The organism is Enterococcus sp. (assembly GCF_022711995.1).
Lineage (GTDB): Bacteria > Bacillota > Bacilli > Lactobacillales > Enterococcaceae > Enterococcus_D.
This window is the reverse complement of the sequence record NZ_JALAHI010000006.1, coordinates 1-12,855: the sequence shown is the minus strand read 5'-3', so window position 1 is coordinate 12,855 and position 12,855 is coordinate 1. Positions and strand designations below refer to the sequence as shown.

The 12,855-nt window shown below is 40.9% G+C and carries 10 protein-coding genes; all 10 read right to left on the bottom strand.

The window, feature by feature from the left end; genetic code table 11:
- Positions 1-96 precede the first annotated feature (96 nt).
- Entirely contained in the window at positions 97-1,527 is a 1,431-nt protein-coding gene (glgA, locus tag Q0A12_RS00350) for a glycogen synthase GlgA (protein ID WP_291290744.1), read from the bottom strand.
- Entirely contained in the window at positions 1,524-2,675 is a 1,152-nt protein-coding gene (glgD, locus tag Q0A12_RS00345) for a glucose-1-phosphate adenylyltransferase subunit GlgD (protein WP_291290743.1), read from the bottom strand. The genes glgA and glgD overlap by 4 nt, the downstream gene beginning before the upstream one ends.
- Positions 2,665-3,807, bottom strand: a complete 1,143-nt coding sequence (locus tag Q0A12_RS00340; protein WP_291290742.1) for a glucose-1-phosphate adenylyltransferase — start codon at positions 3,805-3,807, stop codon at positions 2,665-2,667. The genes glgD and Q0A12_RS00340 overlap by 11 nt, the downstream gene beginning before the upstream one ends.
- 154 nt (positions 3,808-3,961) lie before the next feature.
- Complete coding sequence (glgB, locus tag Q0A12_RS00335) at positions 3,962-5,887, bottom strand: 1,4-alpha-glucan branching protein GlgB (RefSeq protein WP_291290741.1); 1,926 nt, start codon at positions 5,885-5,887, stop codon at positions 3,962-3,964.
- Between the two features lie 250 nt (positions 5,888-6,137).
- Positions 6,138-6,548 carry a hypothetical protein gene (locus Q0A12_RS00330; RefSeq protein WP_291290740.1) on the bottom strand — a complete coding sequence of 137 codons (411 nt, stop codon included), beginning with the start codon at positions 6,546-6,548 and terminating at the stop codon, positions 6,138-6,140.
- A 71-nt stretch (positions 6,549-6,619) separates the two neighbouring features.
- Positions 6,620-7,063: a hypothetical protein gene (locus Q0A12_RS00325; protein ID WP_291290739.1), complete on the bottom strand. Its 444-nt coding sequence runs from the start codon at positions 7,061-7,063 to the stop codon at positions 6,620-6,622.
- A 203-nt stretch (positions 7,064-7,266) separates the two neighbouring features.
- Entirely contained in the window at positions 7,267-8,049 is a 783-nt protein-coding gene (locus Q0A12_RS00320; RefSeq protein ID WP_291290738.1) for a DUF1803 domain-containing protein, read from the bottom strand.
- A 176-nt stretch (positions 8,050-8,225) separates the two neighbouring features.
- On the bottom strand, positions 8,226-9,161 hold the full coding sequence (locus tag Q0A12_RS00315; protein ID WP_291290737.1) for a manganese-dependent inorganic pyrophosphatase: 936 nt from the start codon (positions 9,159-9,161) through the stop codon (positions 8,226-8,228).
- Between the two features lie 87 nt (positions 9,162-9,248).
- The gene (gene pflA, locus Q0A12_RS00310) at positions 9,249-10,004 is read right to left on the bottom strand and encodes a pyruvate formate-lyase-activating protein (RefSeq protein ID WP_291290736.1); all 756 of its coding nucleotides are present in this window, start codon (positions 10,002-10,004) and stop codon (positions 9,249-9,251) included.
- Between the two features lie 371 nt (positions 10,005-10,375).
- Entirely contained in the window at positions 10,376-12,604 is a 2,229-nt protein-coding gene (pflB, locus tag Q0A12_RS00305; RefSeq protein WP_291290735.1) for a formate C-acetyltransferase, read from the bottom strand.
- Between the last annotated feature and the right edge of the window lie 251 nt (positions 12,605-12,855).

Below are 12,855 nucleotides of genomic sequence, written 5' to 3'. Positions count from 1 at the left end.
GAAAAAGGACAGAAGCTCCAATCGCCTTTGTCGCCAGGTCGTTCTTTCCAACCTGCTCCACTTTCAGACTAATGAATACTTCTGTCTTCTACTTGATTATACTTTGATCTCTTGGTAGAGATCAATATATTGTTCAGAACTAATGTCCCAACTAAAATCTTTTTTCATCGCTTGTGCCTGTAAAGATTGCCACGTTTTTGGCTCATCTTGATAAAGCAGGATTCCCTGTTTCACAGCATTCATCAAGTAAAACGGGGTGAATTCTTGGAACCCAAAGCCGGTGCCTTGCTGGGTGATTGGATTGTAAGATTCTACGGTATCTCTCAGTCCGCCAATCTCATGCACCACAGGCAATGTCCCGTAACGCATGGCAATCATTTGCGAAAGCCCGCAAGGTTCGAAAGAGGAAGGCATCAAGAATAAATCTGCTCCCGCATACATCTTTTGCGCCAATGCAATATCAAAAGAAATCACAGCGGCACATTTCTCTGGGTACTTGGCAGCAAAATAACGAAAACCATCTTCAAATTCTCTTTCACCGGTTCCCAACAGTGCAAATTGCACATCAAACTGCAACAGATTTTCCATTTCCGGCATCACAAGATGGAAGCCTTTTTGAGTAGTCAGGCGACTGACCACTGTAATCAACGGTACATCCCGTTCTGGCAGCCCTAGCAATCGTTGCAATTCTTGCTTGTTCGCCGCTTTGCCAGACATTTCCTCCGCAGTGAAATGATAAGGCAGCAAAGGATCTGTGGCAGGATCGTTGGTTTCATAGTCAATCCCATTCAAGATCCCCTGCAATTTTCCAGATTCCATTCTTAGAATCACTTCCAGCCCACAGCCGAATTCTGGTGTTTTGATTTCTTCGCTATACGAAGGGCTGACCGTCGTAATGCGATCGGCATATAAAATTCCTGCTTTCATGAAATTCAGGCAATCATTCAAGCGTAGGGTCCCGTCATCGTAGCGCTCTGTCCCCATACCAAACAAGTCTGGTAAGATGTCTCGGCTGTACCACCCTTGAAAGCCAATATTATGGATCGTTAAAACGGTGCGTATATTCTGATAAGCATTGATCCAATGATACTTTTCTTTCAGAAGAAAAGGAATCATCGCTGTGTGGTAATCATTGACATGAATCACGTCAGGAATGAAATCCACTCTCTCCATCATTTCAATGGTGGCAAGTTGAAAGAAGGCAAACCGTTCGCCGTCATCATAATAATCGTATAAATTTTCGCGACCAAAATAGTACAGATTATCGATAAAATAGTAGGTCACATCGTTGCGGACCAATTTCTTCAGCCCACAATACTGCTTCCGCCAGCCCACATTGACTTCAAATGAGAAACAATCTTCCAACTGTTCCTGATACTCCGCTGCCATTTTTGTGAAAAATGGCAGGACAACGACAGTTTCTACCCCTTTTTTTACAAGCTCTTTAGGCAATGCCCCTACGACATCCCCTAATCCGCCTGTTTTGAAAAATGGTGCACATTCTGCTGCTGCAAATAAAACCTTCATGCGGTTACTCCTCCGATAAGATCTTCCGTTACATGGGTATTTTTTTTGATCACGATTGGCGCTTCCAGAGTCCCTCTAACTGTGATACCTTCTGCGATCACAACATTCTTATCGAGAATCGCATAGGAAACTTCTGCGCCTTCTTTGATTTCATTATTGCCAAAAATGATCGTGTCTTTGACATGCGCATTCGGATGGATCGTTGTTCTGCGGGCAACAAGTGAGCGTTCCACTGACCCTTCCACGATACACCCAGAAGCAAAATGACTATTTTTGACATCCGAGGTTTCTGCATAATAGGTTGGCACTTCGTTTTTCAACTTGGTGTAAATTTTTTGATTGGAATAGAGCAATGAAGTAAATTTATGAACATCTAACATATCCATGTTGGTTTGATAATAGGATTGAATATCGTAAACATTGCTTAAATAGCCTGTATATTCATACACACTAGTATTTTCGACAGAGATCCGTTCACGCAAGAAACGGCCTAAGTTTGGTGTAGCTCCCTTCGCTTGACCTTCTTTCAAGGCTTCAATCAAACGTTCCGTCTTGATGATAAAGATGTCCGTACAAAGGTTGACCATGTCTTCTGACTCACTCTTTTTCGCTGGGACCGCATCCTTCAAATGACCTTCTTCATCCACTGATAAGAGCAAATCATTTTCACTCACATTGTTGCTGCTGATCCGTTTGTAGACGACGGTCATTTCTTTTTTCTGTAACTGATGGATTTTCAGCAACGCACGCAAATCGATGTTGCACAGAATTTTGCTGCCCATATACACGGTGTGTTCTGATTTTGATTTTTCCAAGTAATCAATCACGCTATAGTAATATTCTTGCCCCGCTGCTTGTTGCTTCAATGAATCTTGGAACAAATGAATAAAGAAACGATTTTGAACACCATCTAAATTCCATTCTTTTCCGCCACCAATGTGGTCAAAAACGGATTGCGTCTCTCCTTCGTTAAAAATCATATACACTTGTTTGATATTGGCATTTTCCATACTTGATAAATTGAAATCAATCAAGCGATATTTACAGTCAAACAACAATGTCGATAACGGCCGATTTTCCGTTAAAGGCATCAATTCTTGGTAGCGATGCAGACTGCCTAAAATGCCACACATTTTATTAGTTCTCATCAATCGTCACTCCTATCACTTCAGAATAACCGACAACAGCGATTTCGTCCGTTCCGTCTATTACGGCATCATCACCGATCACTGCATTTTCGCCAATGATCGCGCGTTTTAGTGTCACATTTTTTCCAATGACAGCCCCAGGCATAACCACACTGTCTTTGATTGAGGTTCCTTCTTTGACTTGAACATTTTCCGATAAAATACTATGTTCAATATCACCCGCAACATAACAACCGTCCATGATCAACGAATTTTTTGCAGAACCTGTTTCTGTGATGAAATGTGGTGGTGCGATCGGATTTTTTGAGAAAACTTGCCAATTTTTATCGCGAATGCCTAATTCCATTTCGGGATCAATAAATTCCATATTGGCTTCCCACAGGGAGTCGATGGTACCGACGTCTTTCCAATACCCTGAAAAACGATACGCGAAAACATTGTCGCCACTTTCCAAGTAAGACGGAATGACATGTTTCCCAAAATCGACCATTTCGCCATCTTTTGTATAATTGCTTAACAAGACGCTGCGTAAACGTGCCCAGTCAAAAATATAAATGCCCATAGAAGCCAAATTGCTTTTCGGCTCTGCTGGTTTTTCATCGAATTCAATGATTCGATCATGTTTATCTGTATTCATGATACCAAAGCGGGAAGCATCTTTCATCGGTACTTCCAACACGGCAACCGTCAGTGATGCATTGTTTTCCTTGTGTTTTTCCAACATTTCTTCGTAGTCCATCTTGTAGATATGGTCCCCGGATAACACCAAGACGTATTGGGGATCCATTTCGTCAATGTAGGCGATATTTTGGTAAATCGCATGAGCGGTTCCTTCAAACCATTTTCCACCTTCGGAATTGGAATAAGGTTGTAAAATCGTTACCCCTGTACTAATACCGTCTAATCCCCAACTTGAACCATTTCCAATATGGTTATTCAATGCCAACGGTTGATATTGTGTCACCACACCAACATTTTTGATTCCTGAATTGACACAGTTGCTTAATGTGAAATCGATAATACGATACCGACCGCCAAAAGGTACGGCAGGTTTGGCAATATTCTTGGTCAACTTCCCTAACCGCGTGCCTTGTCCCCCTGCGAGGATCATTGCTAACATCTCTGTTTTCATTTTTTCAGAGCCGCCAAAAATCCGATTTCTGCTGCGATGCGCTGATGCCATGTTTCCAATAATCAAACCTATTTTTGAAAATCCTGTCTAGGTTCTGCATCATCCTGTGCTTCGTCGGTTGAAATGGATTTTTGGATCAAGCTCCTCCCCCCTTTCATTTTTTCCTACGTGTGATTTGAATCTTTTCTGGTTTTATAATCAATGCCCCAAGTGCTGGCAAAATTGTTTTGATTTGATACGGAAAGTCTTTGAATGGAATCGCTTCTGTCTGTTGGTCTTGATTATTTTGCGTCCAAGTACCGCCAAAACTGTCACGCTCGGTATTCAATATTTCGCGGTAGGTTCCTTCATAAGGAACGCCGATAGCGAAATCATGGCGCTCAACCGGTGTCAGGTTTAAAACAACGATCACAAAGTCTTTTTTGGTTTTTCCTTGTCGCAAATAGGTCAATGTGGTTTCCGCTAAGTTGTCTGCATCAATGACCACCAATGATTCTTCTTGATCTTCGATTTCCCATAACGAGCGCTCCTGTTTATACAGCTCATTTAATGTCTTTGTAAATTGCTGCATACGCTGATTTAGTTCATCTGATAAATCGTTCCATTCCAAGCCATGATCATATTTCCATTCTAAAAATTGCCCCCACTCGCTGCCCATAAACAACAGTTTCTTTCCTGGGTGGGTCATCATGTAGGTATACAAATTTCGTAATTGTGAAAATTGTTTGTAGCGGTCTCCCCACATTTTGTGCATCAAACTGCGTTTGCCATGGACAACTTCGTCATGAGAAAGCGGCAAAATATAGTTTTCATTCATCCGGTACATGAAAGAAAAGGACAACAAACTCAAATGATCCTTACGAAAGATTGGATCCATTTGATAAAAACGCAAGACATCGTTCATCCAGCCCAGATTCCATTTGTAATCAAACCCAAGGGCGCCTTCTTCGATCAGTCCGGTAACTTTCGTTTCCGAGGTGCTTTCTTCTGCGATCATGATCACTTCTGGATGTGCCAATTTCACTACAGCATTCAATTTTTGTAAAAAGTAATAGCCTTCATAGTTGCGATTGCCGCCTTCATGATTGGGTTGCCAGACACCTTGATCGTAGTCCCGATAAATCATATTAGAAACGGCATCCACGCGAATCCCATCGATGTGATAAAATTCGATCCAAAAAAGGGCACTGGAAAGCAAGAAACTTTGGACCTGCGGTTTTCCTAGATCAAAATTGATTGCCCCCCAGCGGACATTTTTTGCCCGATCTGCATCTTGGTATTCAAAGGTCGGTGTTCCATCATAATAAGCCAAGCAATCATCATTGACGCAAAAATGGCCTGGTACCCAGTCAACAAGAACGCCGATATTTTCCAAATGGCAGGCTTCAACAAAATCTTGAAATTCTTCTGGTGTGCCATAATACGCGCTAAGCGCAAAGTAGCCAATCAATTGATAGCCCCACGAGGTGCCTAAAGGGTGTTCCATCAATGGCATAAATTCGATATGGGTATAGCCCATTTGTTTGAGATAAGGAATAAGTTCATCTTTTAATTCAGAAAAGCGATAAGGGGTGCCATCTTCGTGGTGTTTCCAAGAACTTGCATGGACTTCATAAATATTCAGTGGTCGTTTGAATTGATTTTGGCGTTTTTTGCGTCCTTGCCACAAGCCGTCGCGCCATTTTTTGGCGGGCACGGTGTGTAAAACTGCCGCTGTTCCTGGACGTTCTTCAAAATAAACCGCGTAAGGGTCGATTTTCATGATTTCACGTCCATCTGCTTGTTTGACGTTGAATTTATAATGCTGTCCTTCTTGAGGCAGATCTGTGGTGATTTCCCAAATTCCTGATTCTGAACGTTTCGTCATTGGCAAAGAGTTATCCCATTGATTGAAGTCCCCTACTAACCAGACATTTTGTGCATTCGGTGCCCACACTCGGAAGACGTAACCAGCTTTTATTCGATGCACCCCTAAAAGATGCTGCGAATAAAAATTTTCACCGGTGGTAAACTGTTTCTCAGCTATAATCATTTGTTCATTTTCCACTCGTTTGTCAAACCTCCTCTTAGATCCACCCATTATCTCCAGCTATCAAGCCTTTCTTCCAAAATGAAACCAATTGGAATAGCCTCTAGCAGGCAACACGGGCAGATGGCATTTTATTAATGACTGCTTCTATATGTAGAATAGCATAAATTAAAGTTCTCGTAACGTAAAAGCCTTGGCTATTCTAAACAGAAGGAGCCATTCTTCTATTTCTCTTACATGATGATTGTCTTCTTTTCAAAGCCATTGAAGGCAGAAAAAAAACAGCTTGAACACGATTGGTTCAACCTGTTTCAGTGCTACTTCTCTTTTTTGAAGCAAAAATGACATAAGAAGCAACACCTACCTGAAACAAACCGACGATCATAAATAATGTGAACAACCAAGGATGGAACTGAATTTTCATCTGCACTGCGGTAAAAACTGAAGCCAAACCAATTGCGACTGAAAGATATGGCCAAGATCGAAAAGACCAAAAGCTGGCGATCGTGGTGTACAAGCTGCAGATTCCCAATAAAAAAAGCCTTGTGACCACATCAAAGACTGTGTCTGAAAAATGAATATTTTCAGAGAATATTTGGTTTTCATTAAACGTATTGGGAACTTTTAAACTAAATAAAAGTGCCGCCACCATACTTAAAATAAAAATAAACACATGGCTACTTGCAAAGACAATTCTTTGATTTGGTTTCACCTACGACTCACAACCTTTGATTAATCCGTTCAAAGACAGGCATGACCTTGTCTTTTTGGTGCTTTCAAGTATCACGCCCGCCAAAGTTCTTTCACTTGCCCATCCGTGTATACCTTGTATACTTTCTCATCTTGCTTATTCATTGATTGACTCGCGATCAAAAAGTATTTTCCATCGCCATCAAATTCAAGTTCTCCTAATGCCTTCAGTGATAGTGCTTCTGTCTGCCCTAATTTATTCGTTAAAAAACGAATCGCTTGGGCCGGAGTCAACAAATAATTTTTCATTAACAACCAATCGATCACGATTGGTACGATTGTGTTCGCTTGATATTCACTTTTTTGTTTAAGTGCAAAAATCAATTCTCCATCCGAAAAGTGGCTTTCTTCCATACCGGCTTCGCAAAGTTCTTTACGTGCATGCTCAATTTCCGCCATCGAAACAAAAGTGATCATTTCTGCTTTACTTTTTGTTTCTTCAATCACTTCGGTATGAAACGCTCTGATTCCTTCCAATTTTTACGCCCCCTTTCAAAATTCTAAAGTTATCATACCACCACAAATGAGATCAATCAATTAATACGCTCGTTATTTTCTCATTAATTTCAAATTTTATGAAACAACAAAAAAAGAAAGAAACCGTTATCCAACAAAGGATTTAAACAATTTCTTTCTCTTTTACTTTTTCTCTCATTACGAATTCATTAGAAGTTTATCATTTAAACGATTAGAATCGTCTGCGGATCAGCAGTTTTTTCAAGGTAATCTGCCAACCACGTTCGCCGATCAAATTCAGAAAAATCTACCATCAGATCCTCTGAATTTTCCTTCAGAAGTGCTGCATCTACCAGTGGAAGATTGAAGCTATGATCTGGCAAAAGGATAGTGGCTTGCACAAGGGAAGTCAAAAAAATACTGGACCGAATTTTCCGTTGTTTCGTTACCCGCTCAAAAATGACACTGATTTGATCCAAGTAATAGGCTTCATCAACATCGCCTATCAAGCTTAACATTTCTTGATATACTGGAAGTGACAGGAGCTGTCGATTGGCAGCAAAAAATGCTGGGATTGTCGCTGGCCATCTTTCCTGAGATAGGGAAACAAGCTGGAATGATTCATGGGTCAACTGATACATATACCCTTGCACCACGTCTTTCTCGCATGCATAGAAAAAGCGGTGATTGTTTCCACTTCGTAAAAGAAAGTCCAATTCTGCTGATGGCTCGCCGACCAGCTGACGCCCCTCACGACTGCGCTGTTGATCTTCCTTGGAGTAAATAGGAAAGTTGATATGATAGCGACGATCACTCCGTCCAATCACACCAGCAGCGATCAACTGATCCAAGGTCTTTTCGAAATTCTTTTGAGGAAAGACTTGTTTTAACTCCCGCAAGATTGGTGGCTTTTGTTGCTGGTTCAAGAAAAGAATCAGTTCTGAAAACAGCTCTGAATCAACGATTTTCTGAATTTCTTGATAATGCCTACTATAAATAAATTTCATATCTTTTGCTCTCTTTCGATTTCCACTGCAAAATGAACGGTCCATTCAAAAACAGCCGGACAACTAGCGATTCCTGCTATCCAAATGCCTATCATCATTAAGACGAAAAGATTGCAGTTGCTGATTGTCCGACCGATTTCTCTATTCATTTTTTGCTAGTGTATTTCTGTTGGCTACTAATTATTCGCGTTATTGAAGCTCTCTGTTAATTGCGGTACCACTTGTTTTTTACGAGAAACAACCCCTGGTAAGAACGCACGATTTGCTTTCAATGCAACATTGAAAGCCGCTTCCACAGGTGCAGTTGGTTCACCGATCACTAACAACTCAGAATTGCTGTTTAAAATATCTGTTACAACCAGCAGATACAGATCGTATCCTTTGGCCAGATTTTCCGCTTCCATTGCTGCTTCCAGCTCTGCTTGACGGGTAAAGACTTCCTCTAAATCAACCGTATTGACTTGACCAATACGAAGGTTCTTCCCAGCCATTGGGAAGCTTTTCGCATCCAAATCCAATAACTCTGCAGCTGTTTTGGTCGCTAAGTTTGTTCCTGCTTTAAGCATTTCTAACCCATAACCCTCTAAATCCACATTGGCGATGGTTGCTAGCTCTTTGGCAGCTGCCACATCTTCCTCTGTACAAGTAGGTGATTTGAATAGCAGTGTATCTGAAATGATCGCAGACAACATGATTCCAGCAATCGCTGATGGAATCTCTACATTTGCCTCCCGATATAATTTTAAAACGATCGTACTAGTACAACCAACAGGTTCTGCACGATAGTACAACGGATTCGCTGTTTCAAAATTAGCAATTCGATGATGATCCACTACAGCTAAAACGGTTGCTTCAGCGATACCTTCCGCGCTTTGTTGAAACTCATTGTGATCCACAAGCATCACTTCTGAACCAGCTGCAAGACCTTCAATTACACGAGGGGCTTCAAGTTTAAAATGAGACAAAGCAAATTGCGTTTCTTCATTGGGAGTTCCCAGAGCAACTGCTTCGGTATCTTTTCCTAATTCCTTTTGCAAATGCGCAAAGGCAATCGCTGCTCCAATAGCATCCGTATCAGGATTTTGGTGTCCAAATACTAATATTTTCGACATAATGATCGCTCCTAATTCATTGATTTTCCACCCTCTAATGATAGCAAAAAACGGGAAAGAATCAATAGTTATCTTCTCTTCGCTTTTTTACCGAGTAAGGTAGCCTTGATAATCATCGACATGAAGCAATTCTTTTGCATTTCTTACACGATCTTGGGTTGGCGGCTCAATCCCTTCAAGAGGATATTTCAGCCCTAATTCATCCCATTTATATTTGCCCATTGTATGATAAGGCAAAATCTCAACTTTATCTACATTTTTCAATGTTTTGATAAAGGCATCTAAGCGAATCAAAAATTCATCATAATCACTTCTGAATGGGACCAACACGTGGCGAATCCAAACAGGTTTATTGATTTCTGATAAATACGTCGCCATCTCTAAAATGTTATCGTTGGATTGAGTAGTCAGCTTCTTATGCGCGTCATTATCTATGTGCTTGATATCAAATAATAGCAAGTCAGTGACAGTCATCAACTCTTGAAATTTGCTGAAAAATGGTTCTTCCCGAGTAAAGGGTTTTCCGCAAGTATCTAAGGTTGTGTTCACTCCTGCAGCTTTCGCTTTTCGGAAAAGATCGATCAAGAAGTCTAGCTGAAGCAATGGTTCTCCGCCACTAACTGTCAAGCCGCCTTTTTCTCCCCAAAATTCTCGATATTTGAGGGCTTCTTCCAGTACATCATCTGTTGTCCGTTCAATACCGCTGCCGATTTTCCATGTATCTGGATTATGACAAAATTCACAGCGCATCCGACATCCTTGCATAAAGACAATAAAGCGAATACCTGGTCCATCCACTGATCCGAAACTTTCTGTTGAATGAATATGTCCTGTTACTGACATGGTGCTCTTCCTTTCTTGAAGAAACTAAAAATAAGAAACTAAAAATAAATTTTATTCTTTTGGTGACGTTTGATCCTAGTGTAAAATCCCAAGAAGACAACCGCTTGCTGAATAAACAATCTTATTCCGCTTCATCAGGCAATCCCAATGATTCCCTTCGGGCTTTGGTTACACTACGGTCTCTTCGTTCCCCTAGTATTATTCATCATCTGCTCTGCTGCCGCAATCGCAGTGATTCCCTTCGGGCTTCGGTTACACTACGGTCACTTCGTTCCCCTAGTATTATTCATCATCTGCTCTGCTTCGCAATCGCAGTGATTCATAACAATAGGCGGCGGAATGTTCCATCCGCCGCCTTGTTTGGTGCTATTTTACATTGCTTCGTGCATTGTACGTGCAATTACGTCATCTTGTTGTTCTTTTGTCAACTTGATGAAGTTAACGGCATAACCAGATACACGAATCGTTAATTGTGGGTATTTTTCTGGATGTGCTTGTGCATCAAGCAATGTGTCACGGTTGAATACGTTGATATTCAAGTGGTGTCCACCTTTTGCTGCATAACCATCCAACATTGTTGCTAGGTTTTCTTGTTGTGTTTCGTCGTCACGTCCCAACGCTTTTGGTACGATTGAGAATGTGTTTGAAATACCATCTAATGAGTAATCATATGGCAATTTCGCAACTGATGAAAGACTAGCCAAAGCACCGTGTGTATCGCGGCCGTGCATTGGGTTCGCACCTGGAGCAAATGGTGCACCAGCACGACGTCCATCAGGAGTATTTCCTGTTTTCTTACCATAAACAACGTTTGAAGTGATCGTTAAGATCGATGTTGTATGTTTTGAGTTACGGTAAGTCTTCGTACGTTTAACTTTCTTCATGAAGGTTTTCAATAAGTTCACTGCGATGTCGTCTACGCGGTCATCGTTGTTTCCATATTTAGGATAGTCGCCTTCGATTTCGTAATCTTCAACAATGCCGTTTTCGTCACGGATTGTACGAACTTTCGCATATTTGATAGCAGACAATGAGTCAACTGCTACAGAGAATCCAGCGATACCAGTAGCCATTGTACGCAAGATGTCAGTATCTTGCAAGGCCATTTCAATACGTTCGTAAGAATATTTATCATGCATGTAATGGATGATGTTCAATGTATTGACATACAAGTCACAGATCCAGTCCATCATTGTGTCATATTTTTCCATTACTTCATTGTATTCAAGGTATTCTGAAGTGATTGGTTGGAATTTAGGTCCAACTTGTGCTTTTGATTTTTCATCGACCCCACCGTTGATTGCATACAACAATGTTTTCGCTAAGTTCGCACGAGCGCCGAAGAATTGCATTTGTTTACCAATACGCATTGCAGATACACAACATGCGATACCGTAATCGTCGCCCCAATGGCCGCGCATTACATCATCGTTTTCATATTGGATCGCTGAAGTTTGGATAGACATTTTCGCACAGAATGTTTTGAAGTTATGTGGCAAGCGTGTTGACCACAAAACAGTCAAGTTTGGTTCTGGAGCTGGTCCTAAGTTTGCTAGTGTGTGTAAGAAACGGAAGCTGTTTTTTGTAACCATGTGGCGTCCGTCTTCACCCATCCCAGCGATTGATTCTGTTACCCAAGTTGGGTCACCAGAGAACAATGCATTGTATTCAGGTGTACGAGCAAATTTCACTAGACGAAGTTTCATTACGAAATGGTCAACGATTTCTTGTGCTTCTTCTTCTGTGATCACGCCGTTTTTAAGGTCACGTTCGACATAGATATCCAAGAAAGTTGATGTACGTCCTAGAGACATTGCTGCACCGTTTTGTTCTTTGATAGCTGCTAGATAACCAAGGTATAACCATTGGAAAGCTTCTTTTGCAGTTTGTGCAGGTTGAGAAATATCAAAACCATAAATGTTTCCAAGTTCTTTTAATTCGCTTAATGCACGAATTTGTTCACTTAATTCTTCACGTTGGCGAATGATATCGTCAGACATCGTGCCATTGCCGCAATACAACAAGTCTTGTTGTTTTTCTTTGATCAAGTAGTCCACACCATACAATGCTACACGACGGTAGTCACCGATGATACGTCCACGACCATAAGCATCAGGAAGTCCAGTAATAACACCAGAACGACGAGCAGCTCTGATTTCAGGAGTGTAAGCATCGAATACGCCTTGGTTGTGAGTTTTACGATAGTCACGGAAAATATGAGAAATTTCAGGATCGATTTCGTAGCCGTAAGATTCAGCTGATTGTTCTGACATCCGGATACCACCGAAAGGTTGCAAGCTGCGTTTGAAAGGTTTGTCAGTTTGGAAACCAACAACAGTTTCTAACTCTTTGTTCAAATAGCCAGGACCGTGTGAAGTGATTGTTGAAACGTTTTTAGTATCCATGTCTAAAACGCCACCAGCGTCACGTTCTTGCTTGTTCAAATCCATAACTTGATCCCAAAGCTTCGTTGTTGCTTCTGTTGGGCCAGCCAAGAATTCGTCTGTTCCGTCATAAGGTGTGTAGTTTTCTTGGATGAAGTCGCGTACGTTTACTTCTTCTTTCCAAGTTTTTCCTTTAAATCCATTCCATTGTTCCATTTGATGGACCTCCTTAAAATTTCTGTTCACTTAGTGTAACAGCTTTACGTGAATAGTATAACACAAAGCTGTTTCATTGCAAGCATTTACAAGAATTATTTTTAACAAAATTGATTTTAAATAAGCTAAATAAATAAAAACAGTTTATATATCAACGTTTATTAAATGTGAAATTTTTATTAAAGTCCATTTTTTGAAAATGTGAATCTTTCGTTAAGCAACAAAAAAACACACAACTGTATTGGTACAGT